The organism is Shewanella maritima (genome assembly GCF_004295345.1).
In the GTDB taxonomy this organism is placed as follows: domain Bacteria; phylum Pseudomonadota; class Gammaproteobacteria; order Enterobacterales; family Shewanellaceae; genus Shewanella; species Shewanella maritima.
On record NZ_CP036200.1, the window covers coordinates 413929 to 434242 of the forward strand.

A 20314-nucleotide genomic window follows, 5' to 3' on the forward strand; every position below is an offset into this window, starting at 1 on the left:
TTTATTTATATTTTATGCGCGAGTAGAGATTATCAAAGCCTGCCTAATAGGTAAAGCTTGAGTAATGTTCACAAGTGTTGATTGTTTATCCATTAACCAAGCTGTTCATCTAGCCTAACTCAGTGTGTCTGCACAAGCCCACTTAATATCAGTAAGCAAAGCCTTAGACTAAATGTTACGAATACGGTTTATAAACACCAGTTAGCTGCCCTTACTTAAGTCGGTAATTTAGGACTGAAAGTAAATATCCACCTTCTAAAGAAGGGGCTTTCAGTGGTTTTGTATTCTCAGCAGCATCTATAAGTGATGATATTTAAAGCCTTTGAAAACATGGATGTTTTCGTTGAGCCTTCTAGTAAAACAAAGGGAGGATGTGCTTACTGCGTGCTTTAAATATCATTACATAGAAGGCTCAACCTAACATGTCATGTAAACAGAAATACAGGCAAAGCCTACTCGATGATAACCACCTACTGAAGTAGGTGGTTTAGGGCTGAAAACAAAAAAAGCCTCCGCGAACGGAGGCTTTGGGTCATCTAGGGAGAGATGAACTAATTAGAACTTTTGGTTAATACGTAGGTAGTAAGTACGACCTAATACATCGTATAAACCAGTATTCACGTCACGGTAATCTGGGAAGTTATACCAAGTCGGCGCTTCTTCATCAAATACGTTGTTCACACCAACAGTAATAGTACCGTTCCAGTCATGGGTGTAACCAACTTGTAAGTTGTGCTTGAAGTAGTTTGGCGTATCGATGATGTAATCATAGCCAAGGTCACGCCAGTATTGACCAGACTGGCTACCAATGTATACCGTTGTCCAAGCCGCATTCCAATCATTGTAGTACCATGCTGCAGCAAAGTTACCACGCCATTGTGGGTAATCTTGAACACCAGCACTATCAATCTTGTCTGATTCAGCATTTGCTTGCTCCACAAACTCTAGTACATGAGTCATGTCTAGCTTCAGGTTGAAGTCACCATAGTTTGTTTCAAAGTTATATGCTGTTGCAAAGTCGAAACCACTGGTTTCTACCGATGCCATATTTACGTAACCACTCTCGATGTACTCAATCTTACCGTCAGCACCACGTGTAACGAAATCAGAACCACCGTTTAATAGTTCATCTCGTAAGATATCTGTTACTGAGATAGCTTCAATCTTGTTGTCATAAGTGATGTCGTAGTAAGAAAGCTCTACACTCCAAGCATCTGTAACATTCCAAACTGCACCTAAAGTTAGTGAGTTACCTTCTTCAGCTTCTAGGTTCGGATTACCACCAAACCAAGTTTTGTGCTGCTGACCAGTACCACAGTAATCATCATCAGGGTTTTCATTACAGTAAGTTACGTCATGCGCAGTTTCAAAGCTTAACGATTGTGAAGAGAACATCTCACCCATGTTTGGTGCACGGAATGAATCACCATAGCTTGCACGGATAAGTAATTCATCAATTGGGCGCCAGCTTACACCTAATTTGGGTACTACAGCATCAAATGTAGAAGAGTTAGTAACTTGACCTTCAGCGCCAGTTAGTGTTCCTGACTGGTCGTATTTTTCATAACGAATTGCAGCAGAGATATCTACATTACCTGGTAAACCTACTTGGAATTCAGTGTAAGCAGCAGTACGATCACGCTCAGCGTTTACGTCGTCACCACCAGAACCACCAGAGATAATGCCGGCGGCTGATTCTGGATCAGAAGTTTGCTTAAAGTTGATCATTTCATACTCTGCACCAACTACCATCGCTACTGAAACATCATCACCCTCATAAAGCAAGGTAGATGCTAGGCCATCAATTTGAGTGCTATCAAACTTACCTTGATAAACACCTGTATGAGCGGCAGCAGAATATAGCGCAGTCATTTGCTGGTTCCACTCATCGTACTCCATACCTGAATAATTAAAGATATCGTACTTACCAGTATCAATTTCACTCTGGATAATGTTGTCATTAATCAGGTTATAGTTAAACGAGTTAGTAGTCGAACCAGATACTTGTGCATTAATTTCCCAATCAATACCATTACCGACATCTGTGTAACCTACTAAACCACCTAAGAAGTCATAGTTATTGGTTTCGGTTAACGTGTCACGCTCACCAATCTGAACAGAGCGCATATATACTGTCATGTCTTCGCCAACCGGGTTAAACGGGTTGTCAGCAGACATTACAGGGTAGTTAGTTGATACTGGAGTACCAGCGTAGCGAGTCTCTGTTTCACTTAAAGATGCTGAACCACGGCCACGGAACTGAATGTCATCAGTAAGTGAGTAGCTGAAGTTAGTCATAAACGAGTTACGAGTCATATCACCAAACAGCTTAGTTACAGCCCCATAACTATAACGACATTGGCCCACATTGTTGCCATCTGTTCTATCGACTACATTTTCAGTTTGCTCACACATCTCTGAATTTGAGTAGTTAACCCAACCATTACCGTCATGATATGAGCCATTAGGAACAGAACTAAACAAGCTATACGCATTGTAAGCTGGGTTGTTTAGATCCCAGATATCTTTATCCATTACTGATGCGGTATCATAATACTCATAGGTAAAGGTAATGTTGCCTTTATCAGTGTTGTAGCCAGCTGACAAAGAAAAACGTGAAGACTCACCACCTTCCACATCAGGCATCTCAGTGCTGTAATCGAGCTGAACACCGTCAAACTCTTTTTTAGTAATAATGTTGATAACACCAGCAACCGCGTCAGAACCGTATACCGCAGAAGCACCATCACGCAAAATTTCAATACGCTCAACGATAGCTGTTGGAATTTGCGACGTATCAGCTGTAGTACCAGAGCTTGAGCTGGTACCAGGCATACGACGACCGTCTAAAAGAACTAGGGTTGCTTGAGAGCCTAGACCACGCATGTTAATAGAACTAGTTGCACTTGCACCAGAACCATAGCCAGACATACCACGCCATGAACCAAATGCGTTGATAGATGAGTTGTTAAGTACGTCTGCGACTGTTTTTTCACCAGTAAGAGCAATATCCGCTGCACTTAAAACCGTAACAGGCGAAGAAGTTTCCATATCAACTTGCTTGATACGTGAACCTGTTACTTCAATACGCTCAACTTTTTCTTCTTCTGCAAAAGCAGAACCTGTAAATGCAACTGATGTAGCAGCAGCTGCTAGAAGGCTGCGACGAATCGCTTTGGCCGTTAATGATTCAGAACTCATTTTTATCTCCCTCAATACGTTAAATCAAATAACGCAATGTTTTTTATTGTTTTAGCTGTTAACCGATAGTTAACCGCTTGAGTTCGATACTGTTAAATAGGTGTAACCCAATCAACTGAATTCATTATAAAAAAACCACCAAATCACAACTTGATACTATTTTTGCACGAATGTTACACATAACGATAGTACAATTCATTTTAAATCAAATACTTAACTAAATGAGTGCGTAAATATATTCAAACAAACCACGCGGAAACACAATGTAACACTGGTTACTCAGTGGTATGAACTATGTAACAAACATGTTCCCAATGAGAATTAACCCAAAATAAACACATAATCATTCAAAACTTTTTTCTTACCTGCATATAAAACATTCGAAAGTTAACAATGAAGTTACAAAACAGAGTAAAAAATGTGAATAAAGGCTTATTTTGACGCAATGTGTTGAAAATAAAGACAGCTACGGGGTGAATAACTATTTATAGGGGTCAATGCAGTTTGTTATCTATGCTTTAGCAATAGGAGTTATCAGCACGATGTAAAATACCTCTTTCTACACAAAGTGGCTTTGTGTTGGTTCCCTAAAAAAGAACCTAACGTCACCAACTGCAGCGATAACCAAGAGTAATGAGCAAATTGTTAAAGCTGCCAGGTCTGAAAAACACCAGAATTTATAGGAAAAGTTCAATCAAGTGATAACCACCTACTGAAGTAGGTGGTTTAGAGATTGAAAACAAAAAAAAGCCACCCAAATAGGTGGCTTAATTTATTTTGCGTTACAGATTAAAACTTGACTTCAGCTTCAACAAACCATTCACGACCGCGAGCGTTGTATACGCTGCGTGGGTAGTGTGGCCATGAAGTGTCAGTTGGGTCAAAGTTAGGACCTGCATCAAACAAGTTAACAATACCTGAAGTTAGCTTAAATTCATCAGAGATATTGTAAGCGGCAGTTAGGTTCCACTTAGTTTGAGATGCAACCTCTAACTCACTTTCGCTTACATCATCTGTTTTGAATGAGGTGTAGTTAACACCATGCATTCTAGCGGTGTGGTAAGCACCTAAAGTTGCCTCGAAATCTTGAACAAAGTAACCAAGCACTAAGTTAAAGCGATATTGTGGTAAACCACCTTCATCGATGTTATCAACCACTTCTGAAGTCGGGTCAAGCTGACTCTCAGAGTTAATCAAGTAAGTACCGTTGAAGTTCAGTTTTAGGTCACCAAAACTATCCAAATCCCAGTTGTAACCGGCAGTTAAGTCGATACCACTAACTTTCTTATATGCCAAGTTTTGCGCTACTGAATTGATATGAGTAATTGTGCCATTGTCATCACGAGTGATCATATGCTCATACAGCTCGTATTCACGCGCTGCTTTTGAAGCACTGATGTCACTAACCATGTCATCAAGCTGCCATTCCCAAATATCAAATGTTGCGTTGAATGCGTCTCCGCCGTATACCGCACCAATGTTGGCTGTGTAACCAGTTTCAGCTTCTAGGTCTTTGTTAGCACCAGTGGTAATGTCAATGTGTAGCTCGTTACAAATCTCGTTAATAGTTGGATCTGGGTGAGTCACGCCTGGCTCGCCACCCAATGCCGCACACTGCTTAAAATCAATGACTTGAGAGAAACCAGTAGTCGGGTCACCATACACACGGTGCATGTCTGGAGCACGGAATACACGACTGTATGAACCACGAACCAACAACTCATCAATTGGACGGTATTCAACAGTTACCTGAGGAGTAAAGTTACCACCCATATCGTCGTAACGGTCATAACGAACCGCTGCGTTCACAGTTAGCTCTTCAAGTACAGGTACGCTCAATTCAGCATAAGTTGCCCAGTAAGAACGCTCACCTGCACCTGATGAACCACCAGTAGTTAGGATGTTACCTTTCTTAGACTCTGAGTCAGTGTCGGTTGAGTAATCTTGAATTGTGTATTCAGCACCTACCGCAAAGTAAGCATCGCCTTCAGCCATTTCAAAAGCCATACCGGTTAGGTTTGCTTGAATATTCTTTTGAGTAGATTGCGCCTGCTCAAATGGGCTGTAAGATGCTGCTTCTACGTCATCTGAAGACATAGGCTTAAGCAGTGAATTGCCGTTTTCACCTGCCGTGATGTAATCAAACATGCTTCCAACTGTCGCATAACCGCTTCTGAATACATCTACATTGGTACGGCCATAGTTTGCCGAAACGTCCCAGTTGTACTCATCTGCAAGCACACCTTCTAAGCCAACGGTAAAGAAGTAGTTACGAGTGTTGGTTTCACCACGACGGTTATCAAACTCATGTAAACGACGCACATAGTAATAATCGCCATCGGTAGCATTGGCAAAATCACCACCTAAGGCAGTTGTTTTGTCGGCAAAAGTTTTGCTTAGCTGATTACCATAACTTACGGTTAATTCATTGCCATTAACTTTGATGTCGTAATCATTGATTGCCATTGGCTCAATGTTAGTCGTTGATTTAGCTTGAGCAAAGTCTAAGCGACCAACAAAAGCCACGTCATCGTTTAATTCATAGTTGAAGTTAGTTGTACTGATAAAACGATAGCTCTCTGGCTCAAGGTCTCGCCACTGTGAACGGTCAAAACCACAAATGCTGCGAGCCTCATCCCAGAACCAACCGCCATCTGTACATTCTTGTGCAGATAATTGACGAGCGCCAGTACCGGTACCAGCAATACGCGCACCGTAAGAACTGTATTGAGAGTATTCGCTATGAGGTACTTTATCAGTATGAACACCGAATTTTTCACGCTGTGCAGCAGTTAGGCCTTCATTATTGGTAAATTCAATAAAGGTAGATACGTTACCTTTCTCTGAAGAGCTACCCAGAGATAGCGCAATTCGGTCACTTGCACCGCCACCACCAGTGGTATCGCCATGGCGATATTTTAATGCAGCACCATCAAAGTCTTTCTTAAGAATAATGTTGATTACACCACCAACAGCATCAGCACCGTAGACAGCTGAACCGCCTGATTGTAATACTTCAATACGCTCTACAGCTTCCATAGGAAGGTTTGCAGTATCAACAAAGTTATCAGTACCGCCTGCAGGTTTTGGATATTGGTTTAGGCGCTTGCCATCGACCAAAGTCAAAGTACGGTTAGCACCAGCACCACGCAAACTAATAGAAGACGCAGCAGGTGTAAAACCATGTACAGACTGAGTCGTCATTGCACTTGTAGTTGAAGTTAAGCTTTGTAACGCATCTTGAATAGTGGTAAAGCCTTGCTTAGCCATATCATCTGCACTCATCACCGTCACTGGTGTAGCAGTTTCCATATCAGTGCGTTTAATACGAGAACCTGTTACTTCAATTCTTTCAACTTGTGCTTCTGCTTCTGCCGCAATTGACACCTGAGAATACATACCCGCAGCAGCTACAGATGTTGTAGCAACGGCGAATAATCCACGACGGATCGCTTTCGCTGTTAAAGATTCAGAACTCATTTTATCTCCCTATGCGTTATCAAACGTAACGCTATGTATTTTTATTGTGCCAATAGTTAACTAGCGGTTAACCAAAGCACAGGGATACTGTTAAAGAGACGCAAGATCATCAATTACCGATAACAAATAAAAAACAAGGAAGATACAAGTTGATACAGGTTGGTGTATTAAATAGCCGCTCAAAATAAAACCGGCTTATTTTTTAATGGTTTATAGAGTTTTTTGAGAATGTGAAGTGATACATTTTGCGATACATATCGATACAACTGAAATAAAGCTGTCACATACGGTTACAGGTAAGTTGCAATTGGTAATGTTAACTATTCAGTAGATCATATAACGCTGGGTAACCCAAAGCCTATTTACCTAACTTTAAGTTTCCTTACTTAAAATGCATTGTTAATACTAAATCACCATCAAAATTTGATAACAGATGTAAGTGCTATTCATCAGTTGATTCTATGTAAGCACGTTTTGTCTGCTTAATTTAGCGAAAATTCACTATGTCGCATTTAGTTCCGTACTTACTATTTCTTGGGAGTTTGCAGACGAGTTGCTAGGTAAAGCAGCAAATAGTTAACGAGATAACGACGAAGATAAGCCCGTTATAAATATGGAGGCCTTTTGAATGAGTCGGCTGTATGTTAACTCCCTAGAAGGAAGCGTAGCCTAAACAGCTATAGTTCAAGCACATAGTTGCGATGCAATTTAAAACCGTTGAAAACAAAAAAGGAGCCAATAGGCTCCCTTTCAGTTAACGCACTAACGTATTAACGAGTACGTGGGCAAAGCTCTTCAGCACTGAAGAAGTATGCGATTTCACGCTCAGCTGATGCTAATGCGTCTGAACCGTGTACTGCGTTCTCGTCGATGCTTTCAGCGTAGTCAGCACGTAGAGTACCGCGAGCTGCTTCAGCTGGGTTAGTAGCACCCATGATTTCGCGGTTAGCTAGAACTGCGTTTTCACCTTCAAGACATTGAACCATGATAGGACCAGAAGTCATGAAAGAAACTAGCGCACCAAAGAAAGGACGCTCGCTGTGCTCAGCGTAGAAACCTTCAGCTTGCTCTTTAGTTAGGTGTACCATTTTTGAAGCAATGATCTTAAGACCAGCAGATTCAAAACGGTTGTAGATAGCACCGATGTGGTTTTTAGCAACTGCATCAGGTTTGATGATAGAAAAAGTGCGTTCGATCGCCATGACTAGCTTCCTTATATAAGCAAGTAATTTAATTTTCGCGCGGATTATACGTAAATTAGCTAATTGTGCAAAGCGTTAATCACATCACAGCGACAAAATAGTGAGTGTGATCCACATTGAGTTATATATCACCACTCAAAACCTAAAGACTTAACCAGCATGATGGCAAAGCTTAGGGCTGAGCAAGATAGCGTGTAAGCATAGTCGATAATTGTTGCACAAATTGCTCTAGTGGCAAGTCGCTGGCAATCGCAGGTGTTAAGGTCGGATAGAGAATTTGATCGAGCAGTCCATTCACCAACATATAAACTGCCATATCACAGGCTTTAAGCAACTCTATTCTTGCATCTTCACTTGTCGGATCGACCGATGCTTGAGATAGCTTGCCTGCAAATAACAACGATATTCTGCGGTAGGTAGTCGCCCTATCTAGATTAGGGTCGGTAAACAGGTTATTCCCATGTAGACGCGCGTTTAAATGTATGGTTCGAAATACGCTTTTGCGCTCAAGTAGAAATGTCGCAGTCTGATCGGTTAACCATAAAACAAATTGCGCTAAAGTTTGTTGACTTTGCGAGGCTTGAGCTTGTTGCTCCATTTCGCAAACCCAAGCTTCAAGCTCAGCACCAAAATCGTCATAAAGCAGCGGCAACAAGGCTTCTTTGTTTTCAAAACGACGATAAAAGGTGCCAACCGACACCCCTGCTCCTTCAGCAAGCTCCTTAATACTAATATGCTCAAAGTACTTACTTTCAAGCGCGCTGCGCAGCGCTTTCAAAAACTTATCGTGAGTCTGCTGGCTACGTTTTTGCTTAGGGCGAAGATCGGTTGATGTCATAAACTACAGATGACCGCGGTTAATTTGCCACATAATAAATGAAACAATCTGCTGCGAGCAATCGTTTCTCTCAAACTTGTGCTAATGGCGAACTTGCTCATGTTAGAAACCAAACTTCCAATACAAATAGAACAAACTGAATAGCGTAAGTATAAGTAAACAGCCCAAGGTATACACCTTAAATGCACCTTGCGGGCGGTACTTGTCTTGCACCTCGTCGCTTAGCATGACCTTATAGTTTAGCCAGGCGTATAGTGGAGCACTAACAAACGATACTGTGGTAACGAAGTCCAACAAACCTTTTATATTGGCGGTATGTGCTGAGATAATCCACCAGCTACCGAGTGACAACACCAATAACGTAACTGGATAGGCATACTTTGCTTTGGACTGAATGTTACCAGCAGTAGTCGTCACGCTTCGTTTTACCGCCAACACAGACACCGCTCGCTGCCATACTTGTGAGAACCCATCAGCTACAGCAAAGGTTGTCGAGAACAAGGCAACAAAGGTCACAATGGCCATCAATAACCAGCTCCACTGCCCTAGCGCCTGGCTATATAAGCCTACCAACTGCCCAGCGAATGCCGCTGCAGAATCAGCAAAGCTCTCACCGCTGCCAAAGAGTAATAATGCCCCATCCACATAAACACCAATGCTAAAACAAAACTGGTTGCGTAACCCACATTAAAATCTAAACTCGCATTACTAACTGCAGCTTCTCCTTTAGGCTCACCTTTAGCTAACACCCATAACGAATGCCAAACCGACACCTCAATTGCTGTGGGCATCCAACCTATTAACGCTACGATAAAGGCAATAGTTACTGGGCTGGTCAATGATATTTGCGGTGCGCTCTCTGCTGGGCCAAAACCTAATTTACCGATACTGGCAAGCAGTGCGATCAAAGTGCACACAACCAGAGCTAACATCATCCACTTGAGCATAGTGTTGAGTAGTTTGTAATGCCCAATAAGCAGTACTGCCGCCACTATTGCCAAGATAACGGCGGTCCACTGTGACAAACTCAATACATCGCCAAACAAGTTCATTGCCAAAGCTGAGGTAACAATCGTTACCCCAGATTGCACAAAGAACATGGTTATGGCAGTTAGCGCTAGAAATAGCAGTAGTGCCCAATTACCTATGCCTTTATAACCTTCAAGTAAACTGTTGCCTGTAGCTGCCGCATACCTTGGGCCGAATAAGAAAAATGGATATTTGATGACATGAGCAAGCACAATAAAGCCAACAAGGGCGAAGCCAAAGTCAGCCCCGGCACGCGTTGCTTGTACTATGTGTGATACGCCGATACTTGTTGCAGCCCACACAATACCAGGGCCTAGTAGAGCGAAAATTCGGGATAGCTTATTTGAAGTAAAAAATGACATGTAGATTAACAATGCACCTTTGTTATGCCGCTAAAAAGTTTGCTGTACTGTGAGTCCATCCTTTTTACGACACGTATGGATGTGAATGTTCATTCGCATAACTTACGGTGATAGTTACATAAATGCAACACATTAAAATTCATACTCAAATGTTAAAACACCTTGGTTAGACAACCGCTTGAAATCTGATCACCTGTAATTCAAATACAAAAAAGCTGCCCTTAGGCAGCTTTCAATACATATTTATCGCTTATTATCGGTTGAGCGATTTACTCAGCGGCATCATCAACAAAATGATGCTCAGACATCATGTGTCCAAGCTGAGTTGATTTGGTTTTTAAATACTGCTCGTTGTAGCGATTCTTACCGACTTGCAATGGCACGCGCTCTTCAACTTTAATTCCCGCCTGCTGCATTGCGGCAACTTTACGCGGGTTGTTAGTCATTAATCGCACCTGATTTACGCCAATTTTTTCAAGCATTGGTACAATCATATCGTACTTACGCATATCCGCTTCAAAGCCTAAACGCTCATTTGCCTCTACCGTATTCGCCCCGCCATCTTGCAATTCATAAGCGCGAATTTTATTCAGCAAGCCAATACCACGACCTTCTTGGCGAAGATACAAAATAAAACCTTGGCCTTGTTCTGCAATAGTTTGCATAGCGGTTTGCAACTGAAAACCACAATCACAACGTAAGCTAAACAACGCATCGCCCGTTAAACACTCGGAGTGAATACGCCCCAAAATGGCTTGGTCAGGCGCAAATTGTCCTAGTGTTAAGGCCACATGCTCTTTGCCAGACTCAGTATCTTCAAAGCCATGCATTTCAAACACGCCCAAGGCGTTGGAAGTTTAGATGTGGCGATATAATTTATCGACATTGAATAACCTTTACGACAACACTCATTCCGTGAGTCATTTCGTCCTGAATACAAATAAAGAAATTAGAACTTAGCTTTCGCGAACCCTGTAACTTGTGTTACGCCCATCTCACGGCCTAAAGCCGTCATTGGGTGGACTACAACTAAACCTTTAACAGACTTCTTTAACTTGCCCATATCAGCCTGTTCAGCTTTAGTGAGTGCGCGATTGAAAGGTAGGTTTTTGATTTCACCGCCTTGCTTATTTAACTGGCGACTCTGTTGACCTTTTAAGCTGGCAATCTTCTTAGTAACAGCAGCAATTTCACGTTTAAACTGCATCACAATCGCTTGATCGCCACGTTGCTCAGCAGCTGCTAACTTACGGCGAAACTTATCAAGCTTGTCATTTAATGCATGCAGCTCTTGTTTTAAATTCATGGTGTAACCTTTTCACTCATGTGCAGCAAGCGTGATTTTTGAAACAAGTCTCTAACGAGGCTGCACTAATTTGGAGGCAGATTATATACCCAAATTATAGTGATGTGCGAGTTTGACCGCGAACTTATCCTCAGTGATTGACTCACTTCACAGATGTTGCCATGTGTTAGCTAAGCTTTGAGCATGGCAAAATAGATAAATTTGCATTGACAGCAAGGATTACTGAGCGGCTCGACGTAAAGTTAATATCAAGCTGGTTTGAATACCATCATGGCTTTTTAGTTGAACGTCACCTTTTTGTGCCTCTACACACAGCTTAGCTGAGTAAGCTCCGATACCTAAGCCATCAGGCTTACCTGCAGTAACAAACTTATTGAAGAACTGCCCTGAATATTAATTGGCACCTCACCTTGATTAGTAATTACCAGGCGAATCTCCGATTCCAGCTGTTTTGAAGTCACTTGAATTGGGCTACTTGGTGGTGCAGCCTCAATCGCATTATTAAGCAGATTCGAGAGCATAATAAAACTAAGCAACTCATCACCTAGGTACATGTGGTCTTCACTCAGGTTTAACTCTAACTTAATACGTTTTTGCTGCAGTTTTTGTTTAATGCCGCCGATCACCCGATGCACAACATGCTTAACGCTGACCGGAATAAGCGGCTTATTAAACCTTCCTTGTTCAACCTCTTGTAGCAACCCATATTTATCTAACATTTCCACCATAATCTGAGCGCTATCAGACACGACTCCAATGTTTTCAACATCATCAAGCTCTTTGACTTTAATGGTTGGTAGCACCGACAAAATAGCCATCAGCGGGTTACGGATATCATGATGAAAAGTTTGTTGCAGCTCGTCACGGGAGCGGGCGCTATTAACTAAAGTGTCTATTTGACTGACGAGTTTCTCACGTTGAATAACACTTTGAATATGGGTCGCGACTCTGGCTTTAACAACTTCGGGGAAAATCGGCTTAGTAATATAGTCAACCGCACCTAAACTTAGCCCTTTTACTACATCATCATTTTGCGACAATGCCGTGACAAATATAATGGGGATAAACTCCGTCTCTGGATTATCTTTTAATGCCTTGCACACAGCCAAACCATCCATTTCTGGCATCATAATATCCAGCAAAATCAAATCTGGCTTTTCAGGTTTAGCACATACTTCTATCGCCCGCGAACCGCTGCGGCACACAATTGTTTTATAATCGTCTTTTAGCAAACCACCGAGCACTTGCAGGTTACTGGGCTCATCGTCAACAATTAATACAGTGCGCTTGGTTGGTTTTTGCTCCGCTTGTTGCTTCTCAGCCGCTAGCTGCGCAACTGCAGAGGTCGGTATTGGCGAAACAAAGGCTTTATGTACCCGCTCACTTAACGAGGCCATAGAAAAAGGTTTGATAAGGTACTCAGATACGCCAGCTTCAATCGCTTCAACAACATCACTTTGCACCAGGTTACCGGTTAGCATAATAAACGGCACATTTTTGTAAGCCTCATGACTGCGCACTTTTCGCAGCAGCTCCAAGCCATCCATTTTCGGCATTTTCCAGTCAGAAACAATAATGTCGACAATATTATGTTCCAATCGCATTAAAGCATCTTTACCATTTTTTGCCTTAATAATGGTTTTAAACCCCAAGGTTTCAAAGGCTTTATAAAGGGTTCGGGTGACTGCATCAAAATCATCAACAATCAGTACTGACAACTCTTTGTAGGGTGACTCTTTACGAACCAATTTGTACGTTTGCTGCATATGCCGGCCTTACTATGCTTATTGTTATTTGCTGCTACCTTTCAGATAGCTTTTTACGCTAGGGACTGCGACGCTATTGCTATAAGCAGTGGTTTCTCATAATACTCGTGCTACTGCACTTCATCGCCATCGGAATATTGCTTGGCGATCTGCTGGAATTTGTCGGTGATTTTTTCAAAACAATCAACCATTAACGGGTCAAAGTGGCTTCCCTTACCTTCCAAAATAATACTGACTGCTTTCTCGTGGCTAAATGCTGGCTTGTAAACCCTGGCACTAATTAGCGCATCATACACATCAGCAACAGCCATAATCCGAGCTGATACCGGGATATCTTCCCCTGCAAGCCCTTCTGGGTAGCCTGAGCCATCCCATTTCTCTTGATGTGAATAGGCGATTTCTTTAGCAAACAGTAAGAAGTTATCCGCAATCCCCAATGAGCCTTCTGCAGCTTCAATTGCATCGCGGCCATAGGTAGTGTGCTTCTTCATTTCCTCAAACTCTTCATCTGTGAGTTTGCCAGGCTTTAATAGAATGCTATCTTCCACCCCGACTTTACCAATGTCATGAAGCGGTGCAGACTTAAACAAAGCAGTAATCACATCTGGTTGCAGGTAATCTTTGTGCTCGTCAGTTTTAGCCAGCTCAATCGCTAAGGCTTTTACATAGTGCTGAGTACGGCGAATATGATTGCCAGTTTCTGGGTCTCTCGATTCAGCCAACGCGCCCATCGCCACCATAGCCACGTCTTGCAAATCCACTAGTTGTTGCGTTCGCTCTTGTACACGCTCCTCTAACACTTCATTTTGCCTTGCAAGCATGTCGCGAGAAGCTTTGAGCAATAAGTGATTTTTGACGCGCTCTTTTAAAATCGGCGGACTAATTGGCTTGGTAATATAGTCGACGGCACCAAGGGCTAAACCTTTAGTCTCATCTTCTTCCTGGGATTTAGCGGTTAAAAATATCACCGGAATGTCTTTGGTTTCATCGTTGGCTTTAAGCTGGCGACAAACCTCATAACCATCCATGTCAGGCATCATGACATCAAGTAAAATCAAATCCGGTTTGTGTTTCGCAATAATTTTTAACGCGACAGGGCCATTGAGTGCGGCCTGGACTAAATAGTCGTCAGCCAACACCCCTTTCACCACTTCAATGTTAGTCACAGTATCGTCAACGGTTAGTACTGTGGCTTTCTTATTGTCCATCATCTTGTGTCCTACTGTACTCACAGCCTTTAGGTGCTATGTCATATTTATCTGTCAGTGACTCGCTAGTATTCCTTATCACGCAAGCCATCAACCTATTGTTATATATAATGTTATAACTATTATTATTGTTTTCTGATATCTATTGCTGAGGCATCATTTACAGGAAGCTCGCTACAATAACTGCTTCAACTCTTGTAGCTTCACGCTAGCGTTATCAAAGTCATATTCAGTTAGAATATCTCTAAGCTCAGTCAGCTTAATTTTTTGCGCTGGCAACATGGGCTGCTCAACCAACTCATCAAGTTTATCCACCAGCATTGAGTCATACATCTCAATACCTGACTCGATGATTTCAATATGCTGCGACAAATCAATATAGTCAGGTAAAGCTTGCTCAGACGGTTGCCCCTGAGTATCGGCATCCATGCTAGGACTTGCTGTTTGCAGTGTACCGACAGACAAGTCCTCTTGCCTTGCCTCAACTGCTAGCACCAATTGGTCTAACAAAGGCTTAGCTTCATCAAAGTCGAACATACTCAGCGCTTGATAAATTTCATCAACTTGCTTGGCAAAGTCATCAGTATCAACACTTAGAACTAACTCTTCAAAAGTGTCTGCTGCGGTACTGTCATAATCTTCAATTTGTTTAAACAACGTTTGTTTCAGCTGAGTAAACTTAACCATATCAACTACAGTATTAACGCTCGGCGATGCGCTTGCATTAAGCGCCTTCTCAATGGCATCAACCATCTGCTCAACGAGTGGCGCAAGCTCATCGAGCATTGCAGATGTAGCGAGGCGAATATCTTCTATCGGCTCATCTTTCATCTGAGTAAGCTTGTGCTCTAACACTTCACTTGGCTCAATAATAAAATCAGCGCCAATATTGGCCGCAATACCTTTTAAAGTATGCACTGCAATAATTGCCGTCTGCACATCTTCATCTTTTAGTGCTTGCTCAGTGCGTGCAATCACATCAGACTCTGATGCAGCAACCCGCGCAAGGGTTTTCTTGTACGCTTTAACGTTACCGGCCATGCGCATTAGCGCGGTCTGCGTATCAAAGTTATCTACTTCAATACTATCTTCTTGGGCCTCTTGGTTAACCTTTTCGTCAATCTCTAACGTCTTACCTGTAGGCGCGATATAGCGAGCGAGCGTACGATAAACCTCTTGCGGGTTAATTGGTTTGGCAAGGTGGTCATTCATCCCCGCCTCTAAACAACGCTCTTTATCACCTGACATAGCATTGGCGGTCATAGCAATAATCGGTAGATCATCAAACTTACCAAGTTTGCGGATCTCACGCGTTGCCTGGAAGCCGTCCATCACTGGCATTTGAATATCCATAAGCACTAGGTCAAACTGCTGCGACTGCACAATTTCGACAGCTTCCTGGCCATTATTGGCTAGTGTCACTTCCAGTCCTGCTAAGTTTAGTAACTCTGTCGCTATCTCTTGGTTAATTTCATAATCTTCTACCAGTAGAATTTGAGCACCTACAATGTCTTTAGCAGCGGATACATCTAATTTATTACTCTTACTTGTCTCAGTAACAACGCTTTGCTTGCCCATCAATCGCATGACAGTGTCATACAAGGTTGAAGTACTAATAGGCTTCACCATAGAGGCGTCAAGCTTGATACTCTCAGCCAATTTGAGCATTTCGTCGCGGTCGTAGGCGGTTACAATCACGTAATGTGGTTTAATCGCTAGCTGCTGGCTTTGGGTTATCTGCGCCCCAAGCTCAATACCATCCATGGTTGGCATTTTCCAATCAGCTAACACCAACTGATAAGGGCTGCCCTGTTGCTCAGCTAGGATCAGCTTTTCAAGCCCCTCTTCACCTGATGGTGCCACATCTGAAATAAATCCTAGGCTGTCACATTGAGTATGCAAAATTTCCCTAGCTGCCATGCTGTCATCAACAATCAACACTTTTAACTGCTCAAGGTTGGTGCTTAGCGACGCCGATTTACTGCTTTGCTTTGAGATACCAAACTTAGCAGTAAAGAAGAAAGTCGACCCCGCACCTTCAGCGCTTTCAACCCAAATCTCGCCGCCCATCATTTCCGACAAGGTTTTACTAATAGTTAAGCCAAGCCCTGTACCACCATACTTGCGCGTAGTTGATGCATCAGCCTGGCTAAAGGACTTAAACAAACGTGCCATTTGCTCGTCGCTCATGCCGATACCCGTGTCAGACACGCCAAATTTAACTAAGACGGCATCGCTATCGCGAGAGACTTCTTGGGCTTTGACAATAATCTCACCGTGATCAGTGAACTTCACAGCATTGTTAGTCAAGTTAAGTAAAATTTGCCCTAAACGCAGCGGATCGCCCACCAAGTCAATCGGTAAATGTGGGTCGATATCAATCAGTAGCTCCAAACCTTTTTGCTGTGTTTTTTGGCTGATCACCTGCACCAAATTATCGACTGCATCATTGAGGTTAAAGTCGATATCCTCAAGATCTAACTTGCCTGCTTCAATCTTAGAGAAATCCAGAATATCGTTAATAATGCCCAATAAGGATTCGGCGGAAGTTTGAATTTTATTGATGTAATCTGACTGCTTACGATTAAGGTCGGTCTGCAGTGCCAAATAACTCATACCAATAATCGCATTCATAGGCGTGCGAATTTCATGGCTCATATTGGCAAGGAAGTCTGATTTTGCCTGCGTCGCTTCTTCCGCTTTTTGCTTGGCGAGCATTAACTCGCGCTCAGCCTCTTTACGCTCAGTGGCATCGCGCACAATTGCAGTAAATAGCGACTCACCGTTTAACGCGGCTTCACCCACGGCTACTTCGATATCAATTTCACGGCCATCTTTACACAGGCCTTTAAGCTCTAAAATCGAATGGGCGCTACCGCCACTGGCTTTGTGCAATACATACTCTTTGTGAAAGCCTTTATCCATTAACATGCTGACCGATTGCGCTAAGACCTCGTCCGGTTGATAGCCAAAAATATCGACAGCTGCTGGGCTAAAGTCTTGAATGATGCCAGAACCATCGACAACAATTATGCCGTCTGATGCGTTATCAATAATGTTTTGTGTACGCTCTGAGTTCATTTGCAACTCAACTGTGCGCTCTTTGACTTGCTCTTCCAGCTCGGCTTGCGTTCTAGCTAACGCTCTGGTAGCGCGGGTTCCAATACGTAAAGTGAACAAGCTGGTGCCCATCATCAAAAACAGTGATAAACCAAGCATCGACCACACAGTCACTTTAAAGGTACGTAGCAAAGCAAAGGCTTCGGCAACATCCATTTCAGCAGCAATACCAAGACCAAGATTTTGATCCCAAACCCAGCTACCTACCACAGGTACACCGCGATAATCGTTATAACCTTGAAGATTCGAACCTGAACGGCGATCAGCAATACTCTTCGCCATTAAAGTCAATGGCCAATTGCGGTCAGGTTTTAATGGTGTATCAAGAAGATTTACCCCAGGGTCGGCGATTCGAACGTTGAGTGATGCTCGCTGATCTTCCGCGACTAAGCCGATATCTTTAAGTTGATGCTCAAAGCGCACTTTAGACAGCAAAATACCTGAGCGGTCGACAGCATAAGTTTCACCACTACGACCAATAAACCCTGCAGACAACACAGTTGAGAATACACCTTCAAAGTTGACTCGTTTAGTCAGTACAGCAATCACATTATTTCTGCCATCAAAGACTGGCACCGCAAAAAACATGGTCGGAGGCATACTGGTATCAAGTGAATTAATATCTTCACTGGTTTGTAGCGGAACATCTGAGCGAATAGGCGGAATAAACACACTGTTGCCAGCCAGCACTGATGCCATTAGGTCAGGACGTTGTTGCTGGATAAGGTTAATTTCACCCACATTTGAATCACGGCTTGATGCCAAACTTAGCTTATCTGGCGAAATAATAAAGAACCCGAACGAACTAGAAATACCTTTGCGACTATCAATGTAATCACGAATTTTACGTTGTACAGGGGCGCGCTTAAGCTCATCAGGATATGGCGGCAGGCGTAATAGCTCCTCCACCATTTCTATCAGTTCAGGGTTTTTGGCCAACTGCTCCAGGCTACTGACCTCTAAATCGACCCACCCTGCCATACGTTTGTAGGTCGAGTTAAGTAAGGTATCTAAGCTGTATTGAAGTGACTTATTACTCTCTTTTTCGGCGTGGTTGGTCACAATAAGCGCAGTCAACACAATAAATACACACAGTAGTGCCTGAACAACAACCAGAGTACGCTTAAAACTATCACTACCAAATTTGTCTGCTAATTCCTTGTCTGATGCTTTAAAAATACGTGAGGTGATGAATACAATCATTGCTAGCAGCACTACAACAACTGCAACCACAATCCATAGCTTGTCGAACACATCGCTGTTTACAGTTGTGGTAGTTGGCACAGTATCAGTAGATTTATACCAATCGTTGCGAGTTAGAATAAGTTCTCTTAGCTGCAGTGAATCTAAGCCCTTTTGAAGAATATCGTGAAGTAACGGATGTTGATTATGGGACAGTAGATGCAAGGTTGATGGTGAAACAACATCTTCGTTGATATAACGCAATTGATTAATACCAAGCTCAGCGATGCGATCAAGAATAACGGTTTCAGCATCAAGCACAGCATCAACCTCGCCCGACAACACCATTTCTATCGCATCATCAATTCCCTTTGTCTCAATAACTCGAATGTTTGGGTATAAGGCTTTGATTTTATTAACCGTGGTATAGCCCTCTGATATAGCGATTTTACTGTTGGCTAAATCAGAACTAGTTTGTATATGGCTATTTGAACCAAGCACAAAAAATAATTCACGCACTAAAAAGTAAGGGGTGGTGTAACTACCGTACTGCTTGCGATCTTCACTTAAATAGGAATGGGGAATTAGGTCAATTTCACCTTTAAAGAACATGTCTAACAGATCTTGCCATTGCCCCGGTACTAACTCAATTTTCAGCCCTGTTTTTTCGGTGATTTGCTTAACAATCACACCAGCTAAACCAGCAATTTCACCTTTGTCATTGAGGTAAAGCATAGGCGGCCACTCTTCAACCCCCATGCGAATGGTAGTATCAGCTATCCACTGTTTTTCTTGCTCTGTTAGATTAATACCATCAGGATCGCCCAGTGCTTGCGAGCGCTTTTCAATTCGATTTGCCAAAGTGAGCAACGACGCCATGTAATGGTTCTTACTGTCGTGGTAAGCATCACTATTAATAATCGCCATTGCTGCTTTGCGATCGCCACTTTTGACCTTGGCAATGGCTTGCTCTTCTTGCTGTACCAGATCGCTATTAATTTTGTTCAGCGCCGCGACCAATTCATGGTCGCTAGGATCTTGATTAGCCAGTAATTTACCAATAAGGGCGTTGAGTTTGGGTTCGTACTCGTTATATCGCAGTAACCATTTCTCATCGCCTGAAAAACCATAACTGAGCACCGATGAGGTTAGCACTTCATCAAGGTACTTAAGTTCGACCACGATATGCTTAACTTCAGTCTCGGTAAGGTGGTGACTTGTCGGCTCGTAATCAGCGAGTGTTTGATTTTGAAAGCAAATGCAAAACAGTACTAACAGCAAACTAACTATGCAGGAGTAGATTGGTTGTTTTTTTGTCGCCCATTGCGTCAATAACATTAGTGTCACCTTTTGGCTCAATATCGGCTACAAAAGTACCTTAACACTAGGGTTCCGAGCAAGAATTTTCGGCTTCATAATTAAGGTGTTGTACCGTATCTAAGCCGATTATGATGAGACGATTAAATGAAATTTGGTTACCTATAAAGATGTATGAAATTAACATCATTATGCGAACAGTTCGCCAAAGCCTGTGGACGTTACGCTATAGGTTGACAAGATAAAACATAAGAAACAAAAAACCAGCGGCGATGCGCTGGTTTTAGGACAATATAACTTGTT

At 42.6% G+C, this 20314-nt stretch carries 8 protein-coding genes and 2 pseudogenes; all 10 read right to left on the bottom strand.

Annotated features, from left to right (window positions below):
* Window positions 1-555: 555 nt before the first annotated feature.
* The 10 genes and pseudogenes from EXU30_RS01885 to EXU30_RS01930 all read right to left on the bottom strand — a co-directional run bounded on the left by EXU30_RS01885 (window position 556) and on the right by EXU30_RS01930 (window position 20032).
* Window positions 556-3201 carry a TonB-dependent receptor gene (locus tag EXU30_RS01885; RefSeq protein ID WP_130597556.1) on the bottom strand — a complete coding sequence of 882 codons (2646 nt, stop codon included), beginning with the start codon at window positions 3199-3201 and terminating at the stop codon, window positions 556-558.
* 789 nt (window positions 3202-3990) lie between these two features.
* The gene (locus EXU30_RS01890; RefSeq protein WP_130597557.1) at window positions 3991-6681 is read right to left on the bottom strand and encodes a TonB-dependent receptor; all 2691 of its coding nucleotides are present in this window, start codon (window positions 6679-6681) and stop codon (window positions 3991-3993) included.
* 770 nt (window positions 6682-7451) lie between these two features.
* On the bottom strand, window positions 7452-7883 hold the full coding sequence (gene ndk, locus EXU30_RS01895) for a nucleoside-diphosphate kinase (protein ID WP_130597558.1): 432 nt from the start codon (window positions 7881-7883) through the stop codon (window positions 7452-7454).
* 172 nt (window positions 7884-8055) lie between these two features.
* A complete protein-coding gene (locus EXU30_RS01900; protein ID WP_130597559.1) occupies window positions 8056-8721 on the bottom strand; it encodes a TetR/AcrR family transcriptional regulator in 666 nt (221 codons plus the stop codon).
* A gap of 102 nt (window positions 8722-8823) precedes the next feature.
* Window positions 8824-10112, bottom strand: a pseudogene (locus EXU30_RS20885) (NRAMP family divalent metal transporter).
* Between the two features lie 269 nt (window positions 10113-10381).
* Window positions 10382-10998, bottom strand: a pseudogene (gene ribA, locus EXU30_RS01910) (GTP cyclohydrolase II).
* Window positions 10999-11061: 63 nt separating this feature from the next.
* The gene (locus EXU30_RS01915; RefSeq protein ID WP_130597560.1) at window positions 11062-11418 is read right to left on the bottom strand and encodes a YibL family ribosome-associated protein; all 357 of its coding nucleotides are present in this window, start codon (window positions 11416-11418) and stop codon (window positions 11062-11064) included.
* A 338-nt stretch (window positions 11419-11756) separates the two neighbouring features.
* Window positions 11757-13184 carry a hybrid sensor histidine kinase/response regulator gene (locus EXU30_RS01920; RefSeq protein ID WP_207234092.1) on the bottom strand — a complete coding sequence of 476 codons (1428 nt, stop codon included), beginning with the start codon at window positions 13182-13184 and terminating at the stop codon, window positions 11757-11759.
* Window positions 13185-13294: 110 nt separating this feature from the next.
* Window positions 13295-14395: a response regulator gene (locus EXU30_RS01925; RefSeq protein WP_130597561.1), complete on the bottom strand. Its 1101-nt coding sequence runs from the start codon at window positions 14393-14395 to the stop codon at window positions 13295-13297.
* 171 nt (window positions 14396-14566) lie between these two features.
* Entirely contained in the window at window positions 14567-20032 is a 5466-nt protein-coding gene (locus EXU30_RS01930; RefSeq protein WP_130597562.1) for a response regulator, read from the bottom strand.
* Between the last annotated feature and the right edge of the window lie 282 nt (window positions 20033-20314).